Annotated in this window: 18 protein-coding genes; 12 read left to right on the top strand and 6 right to left on the bottom strand. The window is 52.1% G+C overall.

Annotation, left to right across the window (positions count from 1 at the left end; all coding sequences use genetic code 11):
* Positions 1–13: 13 nt before the first annotated feature.
* On the bottom strand, positions 14–853 hold the full coding sequence (gene mscS / locus BV494_RS10460; RefSeq protein ID WP_104922824.1) for a small-conductance mechanosensitive channel MscS: 840 nt from the start codon (positions 851–853) through the stop codon (positions 14–16).
* Positions 854–989: 136 nt separating this feature from the next.
* Complete coding sequence (gene ompC, locus BV494_RS10455; protein ID WP_104922823.1) at positions 990–2,138, bottom strand: porin OmpC; 1,149 nt, start codon at positions 2,136–2,138, stop codon at positions 990–992.
* 627 nt (positions 2,139–2,765) lie between these two features.
* Between ompC and BV494_RS10450 the strand changes: the two genes are divergently transcribed.
* Both BV494_RS10450 and BV494_RS10445 read left to right on the top strand, forming a co-directional pair.
* Positions 2,766–3,440, top strand: a complete 675-nt coding sequence (locus BV494_RS10450) for a helix-turn-helix domain-containing protein (protein WP_104922822.1) — start codon at positions 2,766–2,768, stop codon at positions 3,438–3,440.
* Between the two features lie 279 nt (positions 3,441–3,719).
* Positions 3,720–4,049 (top strand): hypothetical protein, encoded by a 330-nt coding sequence (locus tag BV494_RS10445; RefSeq protein ID WP_104922821.1) that lies wholly within the window; start codon positions 3,720–3,722, stop codon positions 4,047–4,049.
* Between the two features lie 190 nt (positions 4,050–4,239).
* On the opposite strand, the gene mdtG is transcribed toward BV494_RS10445, so the two are convergent.
* Entirely contained in the window at positions 4,240–5,445 is a 1,206-nt protein-coding gene (mdtG, locus tag BV494_RS10440) for a multidrug efflux MFS transporter MdtG (RefSeq protein WP_104922820.1), read from the bottom strand.
* A 378-nt stretch (positions 5,446–5,823) separates the two neighbouring features.
* Between mdtG and rhlE the strand changes: the two genes are divergently transcribed.
* On the top strand, positions 5,824–7,224 hold the full coding sequence (gene rhlE, locus BV494_RS10435; RefSeq protein ID WP_104922819.1) for an ATP-dependent RNA helicase RhlE: 1,401 nt from the start codon (positions 5,824–5,826) through the stop codon (positions 7,222–7,224).
* A 59-nt stretch (positions 7,225–7,283) separates the two neighbouring features.
* On the opposite strand, the gene BV494_RS10430 is transcribed toward rhlE, so the two are convergent.
* A complete protein-coding gene (locus BV494_RS10430) occupies positions 7,284–7,931 on the bottom strand; it encodes a helix-turn-helix transcriptional regulator (protein WP_104922818.1) in 648 nt (215 codons plus the stop codon).
* A gap of 120 nt (positions 7,932–8,051) precedes the next feature.
* Between BV494_RS10430 and BV494_RS10425 the strand changes: the two genes are divergently transcribed.
* The 4 genes from BV494_RS10425 to pbpG all read left to right on the top strand — a co-directional run bounded on the left by BV494_RS10425 (position 8,052) and on the right by pbpG (position 12,142).
* Entirely contained in the window at positions 8,052–9,497 is a 1,446-nt protein-coding gene (locus tag BV494_RS10425) for an MFS transporter (protein WP_104922817.1), read from the top strand.
* A gap of 58 nt (positions 9,498–9,555) precedes the next feature.
* On the top strand, positions 9,556–10,485 hold the full coding sequence (dusC, locus tag BV494_RS10420) for a tRNA dihydrouridine(16) synthase DusC (RefSeq protein ID WP_104922816.1): 930 nt from the start codon (positions 9,556–9,558) through the stop codon (positions 10,483–10,485).
* A gap of 51 nt (positions 10,486–10,536) precedes the next feature.
* On the top strand, positions 10,537–10,962 hold the full coding sequence (locus tag BV494_RS10415) for a VOC family protein (protein WP_104922815.1): 426 nt from the start codon (positions 10,537–10,539) through the stop codon (positions 10,960–10,962).
* Positions 10,963–11,203: 241 nt separating this feature from the next.
* Positions 11,204–12,142 (top strand): D-alanyl-D-alanine endopeptidase, encoded by a 939-nt coding sequence (gene pbpG / locus BV494_RS10410; protein WP_192938113.1) that lies wholly within the window; start codon positions 11,204–11,206, stop codon positions 12,140–12,142.
* Between the two features lie 34 nt (positions 12,143–12,176).
* On the opposite strand, the gene BV494_RS10405 is transcribed toward pbpG, so the two are convergent.
* Complete coding sequence (locus BV494_RS10405) at positions 12,177–12,809, bottom strand: aspartate/glutamate racemase family protein (protein WP_104922813.1); 633 nt, start codon at positions 12,807–12,809, stop codon at positions 12,177–12,179.
* Positions 12,810–13,074: 265 nt separating this feature from the next.
* Between BV494_RS10405 and BV494_RS10400 the strand changes: the two genes are divergently transcribed.
* The 5 genes from BV494_RS10400 to BV494_RS10380 all read left to right on the top strand — a co-directional run bounded on the left by BV494_RS10400 (position 13,075) and on the right by BV494_RS10380 (position 18,614).
* A complete protein-coding gene (locus BV494_RS10400; protein WP_104922812.1) occupies positions 13,075–13,794 on the top strand; it encodes a gluconate 2-dehydrogenase subunit 3 family protein in 720 nt (239 codons plus the stop codon).
* Between the two features lie 56 nt (positions 13,795–13,850).
* The gene (locus BV494_RS10395) at positions 13,851–15,623 is read left to right on the top strand and encodes a GMC family oxidoreductase (RefSeq protein ID WP_104922811.1); all 1,773 of its coding nucleotides are present in this window, start codon (positions 13,851–13,853) and stop codon (positions 15,621–15,623) included.
* A 2-nt stretch (positions 15,624–15,625) separates the two neighbouring features.
* Positions 15,626–16,933 (top strand): c-type cytochrome, encoded by a 1,308-nt coding sequence (locus BV494_RS10390; RefSeq protein WP_104922810.1) that lies wholly within the window; start codon positions 15,626–15,628, stop codon positions 16,931–16,933.
* A 228-nt stretch (positions 16,934–17,161) separates the two neighbouring features.
* Entirely contained in the window at positions 17,162–17,821 is a 660-nt protein-coding gene (locus BV494_RS10385) for a hypothetical protein (RefSeq protein WP_226790065.1), read from the top strand.
* Positions 17,822–18,023: 202 nt separating this feature from the next.
* Positions 18,024–18,614 (top strand): Yip1 family protein, encoded by a 591-nt coding sequence (locus tag BV494_RS10380; protein ID WP_104922808.1) that lies wholly within the window; start codon positions 18,024–18,026, stop codon positions 18,612–18,614.
* Between the two features lie 83 nt (positions 18,615–18,697).
* Here the strand turns inward: BV494_RS10380 and dld are convergent, their stop codons facing one another.
* Positions 18,698–20,389 carry a D-lactate dehydrogenase gene (dld, locus tag BV494_RS10375; RefSeq protein WP_104922807.1) on the bottom strand — a complete coding sequence of 564 codons (1,692 nt, stop codon included), beginning with the start codon at positions 20,387–20,389 and terminating at the stop codon, positions 18,698–18,700.
* Positions 20,390–20,529 lie beyond the last annotated feature (140 nt).

Genomic DNA, 20,529 nt, shown 5'->3' with positions numbered 1-20,529 from the left:
ATTTTTATAACATTCATTTGTAGAGATGAATGTCTAATTGCGGGAACGGAATACTTATTTGATGCTCATCGAGTGTGTCTTTGATTGCCTCCATCAGGTCAAAATAAACATCCCAATAGTTTTTATTTAACGTCCATACCCGAACGACATAGTTTAAAGATGAACCGGCCATCTCATTAAGTCGAATGGTGACGCCCAACTCCTGAAGAATACGCTTGTCAGCGGTAACTACTTTGTTAAGGATTTTTTTAATATTATTAATGTCTGTAGAGTAAGAAACACCAACAGTTATATCTACCCTGCGATGTTGTTGGCGGGAGAAATTAATAATATTCCCTGCAATAACTTTCCCATTTGGGACAATGACAATTTTATTGTCACTCATTCGCAACGTGGTTGAGAATATATGTACTTCTTCTACGGTTCCTGCTACGCCAGCTAAGTCTACGTATTCACCTGCCCGGAAAGGGCGAAGGGAAACGAGTAATATGCCTGCTGCGAAATTAGCTAAAGAGCCTTGTAACGAAAGGCCAATGGCTAAACCTGCAGCGCCGACAACGGCAATAATAGATGAGGTTTCAACCCCTATACGGCCTAGCGCAGCAATGACTGTAAAGGCTAAAAGCGTATAGCGTAGTAAAGTGCTGCAAAACTGAATGACAGTTTTATCAACTTTACGTGCGGTTAACAATCTGCGTAACCCGGCGGCTGCCATACGGGCAACAAAAAAACCAATGCAGAGAATAATTAAAGCGCCGATGATGTTGATAACACCCTGGGCAATTGTTGACTCATTCTGCACAACCCAGCTATTAAACTGTCTAATTGCTGAGAAAGTTTTTACTTCTACCATGGTGAGAAATGTCCCGTTTGGTTTTAGCGTATTAAATAATTGGTAACAGCATTGAAGAGAGGGTTATTAACGCGTTATACAACAGATTAATAATGGAGCGTGTGGTTTGCTCCATTATTAATTTTCAGGGTTGAAACTAGAACTGATATACCATGCCCAATGCCACGATATTGTCCGTAGAGATGCCATTATCCTTGTAGAAACTGTCATCGCCATCAAGCAGGTTTATTTTGTAGTCTACATAAGTTGACATGTTTTTATTGAAGAAATAGGTCGTGCCCAGGGAAAGATATTTAACAAGATCTTTATCGCCAGAGACAGAGCTATCTTTGGTGGCATTCAGATCCTTACCTTTAGACTGAAGGTATGAAATTTCAGGGCGGAGGCCGAAATCAAATTGATATTGTGCAGTCGCTTCTATGTTTTGTGTCTTATTTGCCACACCATTGCTATCATCATTTTCACCGTAAGCTGTCATGTTACGCGTTTCAGAATACATCGTTGCTAAATAGACGTTATTCGCATCGTATTTAAGACCTGCAGTCCACGCATCTGCTTTTTCGGCATTGTTGTTCGTACCTTTGTCGCCTGAAGATTGTTGTTCATTTGTACGGTCAGAAGATGAATACGCAGCGCCTGCGCTCACACCTCCGCCAATTTCATAAGTGGTTGATAGACCCCAACCGTCCCCGTTTTGGCTACGGGCGTCGCGGCCATTGTTAGTCCCCTGGAATTCTTCGGAATTGTCTCCGTCATTCGCACCCTGATACTGAACGGCGACATTCAGACCGTCAACTAAACCAAAGAAGCCAGAATTACGATAAGTTGCCACGCCGTTTGCACGGCCAGTCATAAAGTTATCGGCTGTCGTATAGCTGTCGCCCCCAAATTCAGGAAGTACGTCAGTCCAGGCTTCTACATCGTATAAAACACCATAGTTTCGGCCATAGTCAAAAGAACCATATTGCCCCAGGCCGAGTCCTGCAAATCCCAGACGCGTATAATTATTGTTTCCGCCACCAGACTCGGTGTTGTTGGCCATTACGTTGTATTCCCACTGGCCATAACCGGTCATGATATCGTTAATCTGCGTTTCGCCTTTAAAGCCAAAACGGACATAGGTTTGGTCGCCATCTTTATTGCTGTCATCGGAGAAATAATGTAAGGCATCTACTTTACCGTACAGATCGAGTTTATTACCGTCTTTGTTGTAGACTTCTGCTGAATGCGCTGCCGTTGACAGAAGTAACGCAGGAATAAGCAAAGATAACGCTGATTTCTTCATGATTTATCCTTAAGTGTAAATAGTAATGTGACGTCATTAGGCGGTTTTCACTCGCATCAAAGTACTATTTTAAGGATTAAGTTCATTTTAAAAACATTTTAAAAGGTGTTTTAAAGGACCTTTTCTGTGTGTCGATATAATGCTAGGTTGTTATCTCTCAGAATGAGTCCCTGAGTGCCACTGCTTTTAAAAAATGATTTAATTGAAACATTTGACCCGTAATAAAGAAATTTATGCGGGTTTTTTCTATGAATTAAAGGATGATGCTTACTGCTATCATTGATGTATGGCGATATCAATGTTTACGCTGAAGTTTCCAGTGTGGATAATTTCGTTTTTGAAAAATAATGGGCGGTTTTGGATGCTTATCTTGCACTTTGCCAGGATAATGCATTACTGGTCTGGGGAAGTCGTCTTGATAAACAAGCATAAATAATTTGTGGAGTTTGTTTAATGTGTGATGATGAATTCATTGAGTATCATACTGTGAGTAACATTCATTAGTTGCGCAAATGTATGTCATATTTATTATGCGATTTATTAATGGAATTATGCATTTTGACTGCGGCCGAGTGCTTGAGGGATGTTAGCTCTTATTCCATTAAAAAATACGGGTGAGGCAATAGAATGAACAATGAAGAAGCTTATTTTCATAAAGATGATGAAGTTGAGTGCAGAACTACCAGGTTCAACAAGCCCGTTGAAGTTTTGCAGGAAATTTGCCATGAAATAGAGGCTATTGGGGAAGCATTCATCACGAATAAAGGTGAAAGGATCCCATTTCGTGAAGATAACGATAACTCCTGTTTTACATTCGTCATAAGTGGTCATTTCTCTGTTTATCGTAAGTATGACCATTTGCTGATGCACTCTTCATCAGCACCTTCATTGTTTGGGATGGTTGAGTTTTTTCAACCACGTAACGCCCATTACGTCTTGGCTGAGACGGAATGCAGTTGTATTAAAGTTAATGCAAAATTGGCTTGTGAGTTATTCACAAAAAATGGCTCATGGGAAAAAATATGCCAGATACAAGTGTATTTTATTCAAGTTCTTCAAACGAGAGACTTTCAGCTGGTTGGCGTAAATGCATACTTAATTATAAAAAATAAATTAATAGAGTTGCTGCAAGAGCCCGAGGATTTTCGAATAAAGCAAAGCGTTCTTTTATATATACAACTCCGATCAAAACTTTCCAAGAGTCTTATCTCTAAAATACTTTCAGCTCTGAGGGTAGGGGGGTATATAGACATGAAAAAAGGCAAGTTAATTGCCGTTAATCATCTTCCCAAAGACTACTGAATGTTAACGAACATGAACAAATACTCTCAAAGTTAAGGGGCAAAGTGATAATCATAAAAGATAATATAAAAAATGCTTTTGATTGAGTAAGTTAATCATTTGCATCTGTTTTGCGTCGTACTACGTAACGTTAGAATACTGCTCCTGTAACCGCCTTCAAACCCGTTATTTAAGCGTCCATTAAAAGACCCTGCTCCCCAACTAAATCGCACTTAACAGCCTGAAACCCATGACAAAATGAGCCTAGGATCAATACTCAGATAATTGCCGGTTTCAACAATGCTCATTAAAGACAAAGTTATATCTGCTGTTGTGGTGACAAGTGGATTGATCGCAGCCGCCTGTATCGCCGGAGTCCGTAGTGACGGCGGAATTGAATCATCGATTCATGTTCTGGCTGGCGTGGTTCTGTTTATTGGGCTTGAGTTAACCCGGACCTGGAGAATGGCGATAAGGGCGGGCGAGGCGTGCATTACGCAAATGACCCAAGAGGCAAATGAAGCGGGTTTTAACGAAGGGTTCAGGGCTGCAATCGCTGAAGACGCAACACTGTGGGAAGAAGGATGCGAAACCTGCTTGCAGAATAAGGGCGGGAATCAAGAAGGGTAGACCTGGCATAAAGCGTTGTACCGCATGGCGTCCGGCGCTGATTCTCAACAGCGGCGGACGCCATCACACAAAAGTCAGTGTCGGCCGGAAGGCTGTATTGATGATTTCGCTGTCCGGCAGACCTTTATGTGCTCACGGCCGTATTCATAAGCCTCGTTGGATCCTGTAGCAGAAGCATCCGGCTCCCCCGTCAGGGCATCCTCACTCTCCCAGTTGGCACCTGCCTGAAACTCCACCACACCTGCACGGTGTTAAACAACACCAGAATCGCGGTCACGATAAACACCCACCGGAACCCGAACAGTGCGGAAGCGCTGGAACCTATCAGCGGCCCGATGACATTCCCGAGGTACATAAACGACTGGTTATACCCAAATATCCGGCCAGTCACCTTGTCACTGCTGTATTTCACCAGCAACGCCTGTACCGCAGGCATCAATGCACCATCGCCGAAACCGAGCATGAAACGCAGAATGCCGAGCTGGACCGGCGTTTTGATCAGCGCCATCAGGCAGAACAGCAGGAAGCAAAAGACCAGCGCGGCAATGAGAATGCGGTGCGCGCCGATACGGTCGCCGAGTTTACCCAGTTTGGGTGCAGCCAGTAATGCCGAAACGCCGGGCACGGCGGCAATCACGCCGCTGATAAACGCAATATTGCTGGTATGGGACGAAAGCTCGCGGATAAACAACGTCAGTATCGGGCTGATGGAGCCGTTCGCCAGCTGGATCATCATGGTGGTGACGAACAGACTGACAATCAGCCACGGGTAGGGAAGTGTGGTAAACACCGCTTTACCGCTCAGACGGTTGGCCTTGGTGACCGGCACTACGCGTTCTTTAATCAGGAAAAAGGTGATCAGGAAACTGATAAACAACATGCCGCTGGTGACGAAAAACACGGTGCGCAGGCCGAGATGATCGGCCATAAAGCCGCCCAGCAGCGGGCCGATAATGACGCCGGAAACCTGACCGGTGGACAGCGTCCCCAGCGCCCAGCCGCTTTTATCGCGCGGGACCTGCGAGGCCACCAGCGCCATGGCATTCGGAATATAGCCGGACGTTAAACCCATCAGCGTGCGCAGAATGAAAAGCTGCCAGACGTTGGTCGCAAAACCCTGCAACATCATGACAATTGCCATGCCCAGCGCGGCGCGCAGGAGCATCAGCTTGCGGCCTTTGCGGTCAGCCAGGCTGCCCCACAGCGGCGCAACAATCGCCGAAACCAGGAAGGTTCCGCTGAACACCAACCCGGACCACAAACTCAGGGATTCATGAGACGTCACACCCAGTTGTTCGATGTAAAGCGGTAAAAAAGGCAGGATCTGACTCATCGCCATGCCGGTAAAAAAACACCCGAGCCAGACGGAAATTAAGTTTATTTTCCAGGTTTCCATGTTGCAGCGGTGCAGCCTTATGGACAGAAGAGTGAAAGTAAAAGAAGCATAGCAAGCTAACCCGGGGATTGGGACGCAAAAAGTGGGAAGCCATTCATCAGCTTTATAATTGATTATCCTGTATCAAAGTTTCGGATTATTGCCGCAGATTATGCCGCCCAAAAGCGTCACAGAAGTTTGCTTTTGTCACGCCCGGTTACAGGCCGGGAGCAGATAACTTCGCGCGGCACGGCGTTCTGTGCTACTATCCGCACAACTGGCGCACTGCAGTTTGTGCCGAATCCTCGTGGTAATGCCTCATTTGCCTCGTCTGATCATCCACTCTTGAAACTGCACCGAACCCCGTTCGGGTTAGAGTGGACTGGAGCTTTTCCTTATATGTCATTTGATTCCCTCGGCTTAAGTGCCGAAATTTTGCGTGCTGTTGAAGAACAGGGCTATCGTGAACCTACGCCTATTCAGCGTCAGGCTATCCCTGTTGTGCTGGAAGGTCGTGACCTGATGGCGAGCGCGCAGACCGGTACCGGTAAAACCGCTGGTTTTACACTGCCGCTGCTGAACATGCTCAGCCATACCAACGCGCAATTCAAAGGACGTCGCCCGGTTCGTGCGCTGATCCTGACCCCAACCCGTGAGCTGGCGGCGCAGATTGGCGAAAACGTCCAGGCTTACAGCAAATACCTGACCCTGCGTTCGCTGGTCGTATTTGGTGGTGTGAGCATCAACCCGCAGATGTTGAAACTGCGCGGTGGCGTGGATGTTCTGATCGCAACGCCGGGTCGTTTGCTGGATCTGGAACATCAGCGTGCTGTTGATTTATCCCAGGTAGAAATTTTAGTGCTTGATGAAGCTGACCGTATGCTGGACATGGGCTTCATCCACGACATCCGTCGCGTGCTGGCGAAACTGCCTGCCAAGCGTCAGAACCTGCTGTTCTCCGCCACCTTCTCCGATGAGATCAAAGGTCTGGCGAGCAAGTTGCTGACTAACCCGGCTTCTGTTGAAGTTGCGCGTCGCAACACCGCTTCTGAGCAAATTGAACAGACCGTTCACTTTGTTGATAAGAAACGCAAAAAAGAACTGCTGTCCCAGATGATCGGCGAAGGCAACTGGAAACAGGTGCTGGTGTTCAACCGTACAAAACACGGTGCCAACCATCTGGCTGAGCAACTGAATAAAGACGGCATCACCGCCGCTGCGATTCATGGCAATAAAAGTCAGGGCGCGCGTACCCGTGCACTGGCCGATTTCAAAGCTGGTTCAGTCCGTGTACTGGTCGCAACGGATATCGCCGCGCGCGGTCTGGATATCGATATGCTGCCGCACGTCGTGAACTACGAACTGCCAAACGTACCGGAAGATTACGTTCACCGTATCGGCCGTACCGGCCGTGCAGAAGCCACCGGCGAAGCGGTTTCTCTGGTGTGCGTTGATGAACATAAATTGCTGCGTGACATCGAGCGCCTGCTGAAGCGTGAAATTCCACGCATCGCACTGCCGGGTTATGAGCCAGATTTGAGCATCAAAGCTGAGCCGATCATCAATGGTCGCCAGGGTAGCGGTGGCGGCGGTCGTGGCGCACCACGTCAGGGCCAGCGTCCGGGCGCACCGCGCTCCGGTGCTCCACGTTCAGGCGCTCCGCGTCCGGGCGGTAGTGGTCAGCGTGCGGCAAACGGCACGTCTGAAAACCGCGGTTCCGGCGAAAACCGTCCGGCACGTTCGCGTCCTGCACATGCAGGCCAGCGTCGTACCGGCACCGGCGGCACCGGCAACAAATAAGATTTCTGAATCGTGAACAAACCGCCTTAACCGGCGGTTTTTTTTCGCCTGAAATCCGGCTAACGGATCACATACGCACAGCGGCGGGCGCCCTGTAAAATATGCTCGGTGCGCTCGACGTTTGCCTCCAGCACATCCCGGAACACATCGCGCTCGGCGCGGCAAAAGCCCTGACAGGTCGTTGCGGCAGCGCAAATCGGGCAGTGGTTTTCCACAAACAAATAGCTGCCGTCCTCCTGTAAGGTCCAGTCCGCCATATATCCTTCGCGGGTGCGGATGGCCGTCAGGCGTTGTAATCTCTCTTCCAGCGAATTTGCGCCAGTCATGGCCTGCCGGTAATTTGCCAGCGTCTGGCTTTCCCGTGACGTAATCAACTGGTCTAATGCCGATTCGCCCAGCGACGTGCGGATAAGTTGCAGAAGTTGTACGGTCAGATCGGCGTGCGCATCGGGAAAGTGCGCGTGTCCTCTGGCGGTAAGTTGCCAGTATTGCGCCGGACGCCCGACGCCCTGCGATATCGATTTGGCTTCCACCAGGCCGTCTTTTGCCAGCTTCACAAACTGCTGCCGCGCCGCTTCGCCGGTCGTGCCCAGAAGATGACCTGCATCACTGGCCTGCATTTCTCCGCGGGTTTTCAGCAGCGTCATTAAGCGCTCAGCGACGCTTTGCCGGACGTCGTTTTTATTTTCCAAGTCATTGCTTGACATATTGCCTCGCCGGGTTCTAGATTATGTAAAACATATTCCAAGTAATTTCTTGTTTTAATCATACCATAAACACAACGTGCTTCAATGTGCGGAAAACATAAACCAAAGGGACGAAGAGAAATGTCGGAAAGTCAGAGCGGCTGGAAGGATTTATTCAGTGCTGAAAACCGGGGCAGCGCCATCACCCTGAGTGCTGGTGTCGCGCTATACGCCACCAACAGCTACATCGTGATCACGATTTTACCCTCCGTCGTGCAGGATATCGGCGGGCTGGCGTGGTACGCGTGGAACACCACATTGTACGTCGTCTGCTCAATTCTTGGCTCGGCGCTCTCTGCCCGGCTGATGCGAACCGCCGGGCCGCGCGGCAGTTATCTCATGGCGACCGGTATTTTCATCGCCGGTGCCGCGATTTGTACCGTTGCGCCGAGTATGCCGGTGCTGCTTATCGGGCGGGCCTTGCAGGGGCTGGGCGGCGGTTTCCTGTTCGCGCTGTCTTACGCGATGATAAACCTCCTGTTTAAGGAGTCTCTCTGGCCCCGCGCGATGGCGCTGATCTCCGCCATGTGGGGAATTGCGACGCTGGTCGGCCCGGCGGTCGGCGGCATTTTTGCTGAACTGCACGCATGGCGCTGGGCGTTTGGCTTGCTCCTGCCGGTCACATCGTTATTTGGTCTGTGGGTCTGGCGGATCCTGCCGAAATCTCAGCGGGATAAACAGCCGGAAGAGCCGCTGCCGCTGATGCAACTGGCGCTGCTGACCGGCGCGGTGCTGGTGGTTTCGGCAGGTAGCTTGTCTTCGCACGGGCTGGTGAATTTGCTCGGGTTTGTAATTGCGGTCGTGATGATGCTTATCCTGCGCCACCGCGAATTTACCGCCGCCGTCAGGCTGCTGCCGCGTAATGCGCTGCGCCGTTCATCGCCGCTTTATGGCCTGTATCTGGTGATGTCATTGCTGATTATCGGGCTGGGCTGCGAACTGTTTGTGCCTTATCTGCTGCAACATCTGCACGGGCAGACACCGCTCGCCGCCGGATATATCACGGCGGCCGCTGCGGCGGGCTGGACATTAAGCGAAGTCGCCAGCTCAGGCTGGACGGGGCGTCGCGCTGATAACGCGATTGTTTCCGGTCCGCTGATTCTGGCTGTCGGCTTGCTGTTATTGCTGTTCACCGTGCCGGTCGCTTTTGGTGTGCCGTGGCTGAATATCAGCGGCGTTGTGCTCGGGCTGACGCTGGCCGGTTTCGGTATCGGGCTGGGCTGGCCGCATTTGCTGACCCGTGTGCTGCAACAGGCTCCGGAAGAAGATCGCGAAAAAGCCGGTGCGTCGATCACCGTCGTGCAGTCTTTCGCCGCTGCGCTGGGTGCGGCTCTGGCGGGAACGGTCGCTAACTTCTCCGGCGTGAATCAGGGTGATACGGGCGCTGCCAACGCCGCGTTCTGGATGTTCCTGCTGTTTGCTGTCCCCGCATTTCTGGCGGTGTGGATTGCCCTGCGTTCCGTCAGGGCGCGGCAAAAGAATAGCGGCATGAATGAAACGTTAAACACCGATTTGTCACAGGGATAATTGCCCGGAGGCGGGCCTTGCGGTAATCTTGCGCGTCATTTTTAAGGGTTGAACTGCGATGCGCGTATTACTGGCTCCGATGGAAGGTGTGCTTGATCCTCTGGTTCGTGAACTTCTCACTGAAGTGAACGACTACGATTTGTGCATCACCGAGTTTGTACGTGTGGTGGATCAGCTGCTTCCCGTCAAAGTCTTCCATCGCCTGTGCCCCGAATTACTGCACGACAGCCGCACGCCTTCCGGCACGCGGGTTCGTGTGCAGCTTCTCGGGCAATATCCTGAATGGCTGGCCGAAAACGCCGCCCGCGCCAGTGAACTGGGTTCTTATGGCGTCGATCTCAACTGTGGCTGCCCGTCGAAAATGGTCAACGGCAGCGGCGGAGGGGCGACGCTACTCAAAGACCCTGAGCTGATTTATCAGGGCGCAAAAGCCATGCGCGCGGCGGTTCCGGCGCATTTACCGGTGACGGTAAAAATACGTCTGGGCTGGGACTCTCTCGAGCGCAGTTTTGAAATTGCTGACGCCGTACAACAGGCGGGCGCGACAGAACTCACGGTACACGGACGCACCAAAGAAGACGGTTACAAGCCTGAGCGGATTAACTGGCAGGCAATTGGCGAAATCCGCCAGCGGCTGAGTATTCCGGTGATTGCCAACGGTGAAATCTGGGATTACGCCAGCGCACAGGCCTGCATGCAAACGACGGGTTGTGATGCCGTCATGATCGGACGCGGCGCGCTGAATATTCCTAATCTCAGCCGCGTGGTGAAGTACAACGAATCGCGTATGCCGTGGGCGGACGTGATGGTGTTACTGCAGAAATACACCCATCTGGAAAAGCAGGGCGATACCGGTTTGTATCACGTTGCGCGTATCAAACAGTGGCTGAGTTATCTGCGTAAAGAGTACGAAGAGGCAACAGAGTTATTTACTGAAGTGCGCGTGCTGAAGACGTCGAAGGAAATCGCCGAACGCATTAACCGGTGACCTGATTCCCTGTCTTCTCCACGCGGCAACGCTTAAAAATGGAGGAGTATCATGGACAATAAAGACATCGGCCTGAGCCACATTGCTTTTGCCGTTAAAGATCTCGACGCCAGTATCGCTTTTTATCAGCAATTTGCCGGAATGAAAGTCATCCACCGGCGCGGTGAAAAAGGTTCCAACGCCCGGCCTGTTGCCTGGCTCAGCGACATGACCCGCCACTTTGCCCTCGTTCTGGCAGAAGACCCGCAATCCACCGACACTAAACTTGGCCCGTTCGGGCATCTCGGTGTTGCCTGTGCCTCGAAAGACGCGATGGACGCGAAACTCGCCGAAGCCCGTGACGCAGGCGTTTTACGTCAGGAACCGACAGATTCCGGTGCGCCCGTGGGATACTGGGCTTTTCTGGATGACCCCGATGGGAATACGCTCGAACTTTCCTACGGGCAGGAAATCGGTTATGTAATCGGCCATCAGTAATATTCCGATAATCTAAAAAATAAAGCGGGCAGGGCGTTGAAACCCTGCCCGTTGTCGTCTTAACGCCCTTCAACCTTACGCAAGTGTTCACTAACTCGCCATTGCACGGTCTGCGGGTGGTGGTGACAGACTTTGTGACAAATAGATTTGAAAATTGCGAGTGCTAAGACTATTCGCGTCACTTATAATTCCCGCCGCTGTTCCGACATAACTTCATGACAACTTTCTTAAATACAGAGCAATGCATGTGAAAATCCGTCTTCTGGTTCTGAGCTTATTCGCCTTAAATACAGGCCTGTTGTCTGCACCTGCCGCCTTCGCTGCAAAGCACGAGCAGGCAGTCACCCCCATTGTTCAAATTGCTTCCGGCAGCGCGATGGTGGTGGATCTTAAAACCCATGAAGTGATTTATTCCCGAAATCCGGATGAGGTGAGGCCGATTGCCTCCCTGACCAAACTGATGACCGCGATGGTGACGCTCGATGCGAATCTGCCGCTGGATGAAGTGATCAACGTTGATATCAGCAATACGCCTGAAATGCGTGGTGTCTTTTCCCGCGTAAAACTCAACAGTGAAATTACCCGCCGCCAGATGATTCAGCTGGCGCTGATGTCTTCTGAAAACCGTGCGGCAGCCAGCCTGGCAGCGCATTATCCGGGCGGTTATTCGGCGTTTATCAACGCGATGAATGCCAAAGCGAAATCCCTCGGCATGACGCATACCCATTACGCTGAACCGACCGGACTTTCGCCACGTAACGTTTCCACGGCGCGCGATTTAACGCGGCTGCTGCTGGCGTCCCAGCGCTATCCGCTGATCGGCCAGCTCAGTACAACGGCCGAGAAAACCGCGGTGTTCAGCCATCCGGCCTACGCGCTGCCGTTCCGCAATACCAACCATCTGGTCATGAATCCGTCGTGGAGCATTCAGCTGACCAAAACCGGATATACCGATATTGCCGGTCATTGTCTGGCGATGCGAACCACCATTAACGGCAAACCGGTGACGCTGGTGGTGATGGATGCGTTCGGGAAATTCACCGCCTTTGCGGATGCGAACCGTCTGCGCACCTGGATGGAAACCGGTAAAACCGTGCCTGTTCCGCAGATTGCGAAGAACTACCGCAAGCAGAAAGAGCAGCAGAAAACACAGCCCTCCGTCGAAGAAGCCGAAGACTGATCTAAAACTAAAAAGTCCGGCGCAGGTGCCGGACTTAGCCCGCCACTACGGCTTTCAGGCCACATTCCGGGCTGGTGAGCGGTTTACCCCTTTGCGTGAACTGTGCCGCGCCGGTCATCGATGCCTGAGCCAGCACCACGGCGGCTGCGCCCTCCCTAAATGCCGCGTCCGCCGCTGCGGCGACCGTCTGCCAATACCCTGCTAAATCTCCCTGCTTAAACTTACCCCAGGCTCCGGCTACCAGACGCATTTCCAGCGCGGCGTCAGGGTGTTTTTCTGTCTGTTCAAACAGCTGTCCGGTTGGGCCGAGCGTGGTTTCCACCGCACATAACACCACCACTTTTCCGGCCGTTTTCATTGCGGCTTCGGCCAGCGCCTGATCAACACGCAAAACCGGCACCTGCGTATTTTCAGCGGCGACCGCAGCGGCTGCGCCCAGCGTTGAGCAGGTGAGCAGAACGCGATCGCAGTCCTGACTCAGCGCCAGCAATACCTGCGCCGTTTGTTCAAGGATCTCCGGCGTCAGCCCGCCAGCGCGTTCTGCCGCCGCCAGTAAATCCGGGCGGGAAATATGGCGAAATTCATGGTGATTCAGCCCCAGTTCCTGTGCTGCATTTTCAAAAACCGCGATGTTGCTGTCTGCCGTGTGTAAACAAGTGATGCGCATGGACGTCTCCGGTAAGTGTCATTGCTCTACGTTAACGATTTTGAGCTTCCCGCAGAGGCTTTTTTGCCTGTAAAAATTTGTTAATTAGTGTACTAACTCAATGCAGGATAATTAAGATATTGATTTTAAATAGATAAAATATGTACCTTTTGGTTCGAAATTTCTTACTTTCATCTAACATCTTCGTATAATCTCCGTCACAAATAGTAACCCATGTCTGATGTGGGTAAGTCACCTTTCAATGTGCGTAAACAGGAGAATTATCGTGAAACGCAGACACTTTCTCACCTCGATGGCGGTGCTGTTATTCAGTGCGGCCTTAAAGGTTAAAGCCAAAATTTTCTCCGGCGGTATGCCGTGGATTATCCATTCGGTTCGTCCGCCAAAACCGGTGGTTGCCGGTGAATGGACATTTTTCACCGCAGAAGAAGTCAGCCTGATTGAAACGCTGGCCGACCGGATTATTCCGGCCGACGAACTGAGCATAGGCGGGAAAGAGGCGGGTTGCGCGGTATTTCTTGACCGCCAGCTGAGCGGCGATTACGGCAACGCGGTCACGACTTACCGTCTCGGGCCGGTGATTCAGGACGGTTTACCGCAGGCCGGACCGCAATACAAAGATACGCCAGCCGAACGCTACCGGCTGGGGCTGGCTGCGCTGAACGGCGTGGCGAAAGCGCGTAATGCGGGCAAAAGTTTCACCGAACTGACCGGTGAAGAGCAGGACGATTTACTGCGCCGCGTGGAATCCGGCGAGATCCCACTGACCGGCGTCAACGGCCAGCTGTTCTTCAATATGCTGGTGCAGAACATGCGCGAAGGCTTCTTCTCTGACCCGCTTTACGGCGGCAATAAAGACATGGCAGGCTGGAAAATGGTGGGATTCCCCGGCGCGCGGTATGACTTCCGCGATGTCATCGACCGCCGTGGTGAAGACCTGCATATCGAACCCGTCAGCATGCTGACCCGATACGAAAAATCATAAAAAACCGGCAACGCACGGGTTTTGATTATTGAGATATTTTCAGGAGTACATGTCGTATGAGCAATAAAAGAGAGAAGGTCGATGCGGTGATTGTCGGCCTCGGCTGGGCAGGTTCGCTGATGGCCAATGAACTCACGCTGGCGGGCCTGAATGTGGTCGCCATTGAACGTGGTTCATGGCGCGATACCAGCAACGATTTCCCGACCACCATTGATACAGACGAACTGCGCTTCGTCAGCCGTCGCGCGATTATGCAGCCCACGGCGGTGGAAACCCTGACCTTCCGTAATAACCCGATCCAGCAGGCGCTGCCGCTGCGCGAGTTTAATACCTATCAGTTCGGGATGAACGTCGGCGGGGCGGGCACGCACTGGAACGGCATGACCTGGCGCTTCCTGCCGTATGATTTCCAGAGCTACAGCCAGACGATTGAACGCTACGGTAAAAACAAATTCCTCGAAGGCATGCAGGTTCAGGACTGGGGCGTGACGTTTGACGACGTCGAACCGTTCTATGACAAATTTGAACGTTACGCCGGGACGTCCGGAAAAGCCGGTAACATCAAAGGCGAAAAAATTGAAGGCGGAAACGTCTTCGAAGGCCCGCGCAGCCGGGATTATCCGCTGCCACCGCTCAAGCGTACCCAGCTGTCGATGATTTTCGACAAAGCCACCCGCGAGATGGGCTATCACCCGTTTGCGGTGCCGGCGGGCAACACGTCCGGCGCGTACACCAACCCGCTGGGCGTCAACATGGCGCCGTGCACATACTGCGGTTACTGCGAATTCTTCGGCTGCGGCAACTGGTCGAAGAGCAGCCCCAATGCCTGCATTTTGCCTGCGGTCATGCAGCGTCCGAATTTCACGGTGATCACCGAATCCGAAGTGCTGCGCGTGAACAAAGCGCCGGACGGCAAAACTGCTACCGGCGTGACATTTATCGGCAGTGACGGCGTGGTGTGGGAACAACCGGCGGATATCGTGGTGATTTCGGCTTACCAGATGGATAACGTCCGTCTGATGCTCCTTTCCGGCATCGGCCAGCCTTACGATCACAAAACTGGCGAAGGCGTGGTCGGGCGTAACTATGCGTACCAGACGATTTCCGGCGCAGGTTTCTTCTTCGAAGATGAAATGATGAACCCGTTCATCGGTGCCGGTGCGTTGTCACAGGCCATTGATGATTTCAACGGCGATAACTTTGATCACTCCGGCCATGATTTTATCGGCGGCGGCGTGGCGCTGGTGCATTCCACCAACGGACGTCCGATCGGCTATTCCAACAACGTACCGCCGGGCACGCCGCGCTGGGGCGCTGACTGGAAAAAAGCCGTCAAACACAGTTACCAGAACTACAACAATATTTACTGCATGGGTAACAGTTATCCGCACCGTGACGTGTTCCTCGATCTCGATCCGGAATACAAAGACCGCCACGGCCAGCCGCTGCTGCGCGTGACGTTCGACTGGATCGAAAACGATAAACGTTCAGCGAAATTTATGGCTGACCGCTCGGTTGAAATCGCCCATGCGATGGGGGCAAAAACCGTTGTGCGGCAGGAACCGACGGCCAAACCGTTCTCGCCAATGGATAACCTCTCATCCCATACCACGGGCGGCGCGTGCATGGGCGATAACCCGAAAACCAGCGCGGTGAACCGGTATCTGCAAAGCTGGGATGTGCATAACGTCTTTGTGTGCGGTGCATCGGCGTTTGCCAATAACGGCGGTTATAACCCGACCGGCACGGTGGGCGCGCTGACCCTGTGGGCGGCAGAAGCGATTAAAACCCAATATCTGAAATCCCCTGGTCCGCTGGTGAGGGTTTAAGCATGAGAATCAAAAAAACGTTAGCGGTGATTGCCGGTGTGGTCGTCATCGGCGGGCTGGGATTTGTCGGTGTAAAACTTGGGTACAACGCCAGCCAGTCCGGCGAATTTCAGGCACCCGCCGCGGCGGCGATGACCGGTAAAACGGCCATCGAACGCGGTCAATATCTGGCGCTGGCGGGCGACTGCGTGGCCTGTCATACCGCGCCCGGCGGCGGAAAACCCTTTGCCGGAGGTTACGGCCTGAACACACCGTTCGGCACGATTTACGCCACCAATATCACGCCGGATAAAGAAACCGGCATCGGCGGCTGGACCGATCAGCAGTTCATTAATGCGGTGCGTAACGGCAAGGGAATCAACGGGGAAAACCTCTATCCGGCGATGCCTTATAACGTCTATGCGAAGGTCAGCGATCAGGATCTGAAAGACATCAGAGCGTACCTGAATACCGTGCCCGCAGTGCATTACGACGGGCCGAAAACCGATCTGCCGTTCCCGTATAACATCCGCCTGATGATGTTTGGCTGGAACCTGTTATTCCTGGATACCGCCCCGTTTAAAGCGGATCCGGCGCAGTCGGCAGAATGGAACCGTGGTGCGTATCTGGTGGAGGGACTGGGGCACTGCACGTCGTGTCATACGGCAAAAAATCCGCTGGGTGGCGATAACTTTGGGGTGCATTTGCAGGGCGGAGAACTCCAGGGCTGGTTTGCACCGGAAATCACCGGGAATGTCCGTCAGGGGCTCGGCGACTGGAGCAACGATGAAATTGTTCAGTACCTGAAAACCGGCGCTAACGCCCGCACCGTGGCCTCCGGCCCTATGGCGGAAGCCGTGACTAACTCGCTGCAACACCTGTCGGATACCGATCTTCATGCGATTGCGGTTTACCTGAAAAGCTTACCGGGCAGCAAAGATGAGTCTGCGCCGCTGGCGGCAAATTCCGCTATGGCAAATGGCAAAGCGCTGTATGCCGATAACTGTGCGGCCTGTCATCAGAACTCCGGTGAAGGCGTGCGTAATATGGTGCCCGCACTCAAAGGCAATAACGGTGTTCAGGCCAGCGAGCCGACGAATATTCTGCATGTGCTGATGAACGGCGCGCAGGGTGCCGCGACGGCGAGCAATCCGACCAGCGCGGATATGCCGGAGTTTGGCTGGAAAATGACAGATCAGCAGATGGCCGATGTCAGTACTTACATCCGCAACGCGTGGGGAAATCAGGCACCTGTGGTCAGTAAAGACGACGTGGCGAAGGCGAGGAAAATACAGGATGGAGCCGCGGCTTTGCATAACCCTGCGCCGTAAAAAAACCTGAGCGTTTTAACAGAAGTACCCGTAACGGAGCCGCGTAAGCGGCTCTTTTATTTGGTATTTATTCACTTTATCAATGCAATTTCACGATTCATAGATACATTAATAATCACGCTTTGAACGAGAAAGAAATTGATTTGAGGTGTTTATTTATACAGTGCAGACTGCCCGCAGATTAAGGATGCCTAAACAAGGACTCGCTTACGTGAGGGACAACACATCGTGTTTCAGCACAGGATGCCAGATTGCTGGTCAGTCAACCCGATGCTCTATCTGCCCGGTGCCCTGACAGTGCCGGAAGACTTTAAAGGAGAAGGGATTATGGAAGCGTTAATGCAAAGCCAGATTAACAGTATCGAAAAGCAGGGAATCAAAAACGGGGAGGAAATCGCGGGCCTTAATTTGCGGGTGGGTAAGGTGGAACAACAGATTGTTCAGCTTACCGAGGTCGTTACGGACACCAATCTCCGTGTGGGAAAACTCGAACACCAGATGGTCACGCTCACCGATGCGGTGACGGATATCGGCGTTCGTGTGGGAAAAACGGAGGAAAGTATTATTCGCATCGATAAGCATCTGGTCAGGATTGATGAACATCTGGTGCGAATTGACGATCATCTCGTTCTCATTGATAAGAAATTCGACCTGGTAGATAAACGTTTAGACAAAATAGATGAGCGTTTTCAAAAAGTAGATGAACGTTTTCAACGATTGGATGAGCGGCTTGGAAAGATAGATATTTCATTGATTGGGATTCAGGGGATGTTTCCTGAAATTATGTCCAGGCAGCATCAATGCTTCCAAAAGCAGACGCAGTGGATTACCGGCATGATGATGATCGTTGTGGGGTTCATGTTCACCGCGTTACGTTATATGCATTAGCCTTATCGGGAAATCCCATTCTCCGGCATCATCATCCTCTGCAACAGGGGATGTTGTGCCGCCAGCAAATCACACAATAACGGCTATAATATAAACAGGCTGCCACCTTCTCTGTGCCCTTGTGACCAATATCAAACGGGCATTCCCGAAGGGTTTATCATCGTACGCCGCTGGCGGCTTTCGGCGCACAAGGGGGTGTTTCATGGCAAATCATATCTGGGGACTGTTATCTCATCCGGGTCCCGAATTGCAGCAAATCCAGCGTGAACGGGAAACCGTTTCACATGTTTATTCCCACCATGTTTTTCTGATGGCGCTGATTCCGGTTGTCTGTTCCTTTATCGGCACAACGCAGCTGGGCTGGAATTTCGGTGACGGCCAGAAGCTGATGGTTTCCATGTTCACCGCGTCCTACATCGCTGGAATCTTCTATGTTCTGATGCTCGCCGCTGTGGCTCTGATGGGGCGAATTATCTACTGGATGGCACGTCGCTATGACAGCCGCCCGACACTCAACAGTTGTATTGTGTTTGCCGGTTACGTTGCCACGCCGATGTTACTCAGCGGGATCGTTGCGCTTTATCCGATGGTCTGGTTATGCCTGTTTGTCGGGCTGATTGGCCTTTGCTACAGCGGATATCTGCTGTACCTCGGTATTCCAAACTTCCTCAACATTGACCGCCGCGAGGGGTTCCTGTTCTCCAGCTCAACGCTGGCGATGGGGGTTCTGGTTCTTGAGTTGTTACTCGCCCTGACTGTGCTGATGTGGGGTTATGGAACGAAATTCTTTTAATTAATGAATGAATAAATGAGGTCGGAGTAACGTAGTATCCCTCCCCTGCAAAGGGGAGGGTTGGTCAGAAACACTTCACACGGTTATTCCTGCCAGTTTTTCAATTTACTGGTTTTGCCGATCCCCGGATTGAAACTGTTGGTCGGGTCGGCCTGCCGGTAAAATTCCTTCAGATGCGGTTTCGCAATATACAGATGTCCGACGTTGTGCTCAGCCGGATATTCAGCGCCTTTGGCATCCAGCAATTCAAGCATACGGTGTTTTAGCGCCTTACTGTTCGCGCCTTTTTTGACGATGTAATCCTGATGGAAAACGTGGCACATAAAGTGGCCGTAATAGAGTTTTGCTATCAGCTGATTATCGATATCCTCCGGCAAGGTTTCAAACCAGTCGCGATCGTTGCGGCGCAGGGCGATATCCAGCGCCAGAATGTCTTCGACGTCTTTCTCATGCACGGCGTGATAACGAATGGCCGCGCCCGCCGCCGCAAAGCGGTGCAGGAACGCTTTTTTGCCTTCGTCGGCTGAACAAATAAAGAAATCGCCCTGATTTTCACTGAAGAAACGGGTCAGGAACGTTCTGGCTTCATCTATCCCCTGGCCGGACATTTTCAGCAATAAGTGATGCTCAAACCGGTCGCGATATTGCTTCATGCGGGGCGGTAAATGGTTGGGCAGCGCTTTGCTCAGGCACTGCATTACGCGGTCGCTGAAATGTGTCGGCAGGAAAGGCACCTTATTGGCGTGTGCGTCGAATTTCCCTTTGGCGGTAAACATGTCCGGCATTTTGTCGGTGCCGAGTTTGTCGATCATCAGGAACGTGTCTTTGCCGTACACTTCGGTGATATCGAAAATATCCCGGTGCATGTATTCACCGGCAACCGGCAGGTTCGTGAAATCCCGCAGGATCTGGCGGCGTAATTCCGTCAGCACCGCCGTGTCATTGGTACCGATATAGAAAACCTGCTGCTGGGTTTCAGCCGGGAACGTATCAAGACGAACGGCGAAAACCGCCAGTTTCCCGGCACAGCCCGAGGCCTCAAACAGACGACGCTCATCGGCGTTAAAGCGTGATGGCGTATCGGCATCCACTTCGCGGACACGCGCCGCGTAATCATGGTCGGAAGCCAGCCGCTTATCGTGCAGAATATCGGCTTCGAGATAATCGCCTTTTTCCAGCCGCGTCAGAATCTCTTCCGGCGTGTCACCCAGATTGATCCCCAGGTGGTTTATCAGCCGCAGTTCACCCTGCGCATCAATTTGTGCATACAACGCCATTTCTGTATAAGCCGGGCCGCGTTTCACCAGCGAGCCGCCGGAGTTGTTGCAAATGCCGCCAACGACGGAAGCCCCAATGCAGGATGAGCCAATGACCGAATGCGGCTCGCGGTTGTACGGCTTGAGGATTTTCTCCAGCTTATACAGCGTACTGCCGGGGAAACCGATCACCTGATGGCCGCCGTCGAGCAGTTGGATCTGATCGAGTTTCAGGGTGCTGAAAATGACAATGTCGCGGTCATAATCGTCGCCGCTCGGCGTAGAACCTTCGGTCAGCCCGGTATTGGCAGCCTGCATGATGACAATTTTGTCAGCGGCGATGCAGGCTTTCAGCAGTTGCCATTGTTGCAGCAATGTTTGCGGGAATACCACCGCCAGCGCCTTGCCGCCGCCGGAGCGGAATCCTTTGCGGTAGCGCTCGGTATTGCTGTCGCCGGTGAGAACATGGCGGCTTCCGGCGATGTCTTTCAGCGTGGTGATGAGTGACTGATTATCCATTTCATCTTCCTTTTTTTGACGCAGGTTCTGCAATCATAGACTTAAATACCAGGGAACAGGCTACAGATCATTCAGGATAATTACCGAGGGATTGCTCTTAAGTTGCTACATTTTTGTCATACGCTGTCCACTAAATCGTC

Origin of the sequence: Rahnella sikkimica (genome assembly GCF_002951615.1) — a bacterium.
Classification (GTDB): domain Bacteria; phylum Pseudomonadota; class Gammaproteobacteria; order Enterobacterales; family Enterobacteriaceae; genus Rahnella; species Rahnella sikkimica.
The sequence above is the reverse complement of the archived record's forward strand: the minus strand, read 5'-3'. Positions and strand labels throughout refer to the sequence as shown.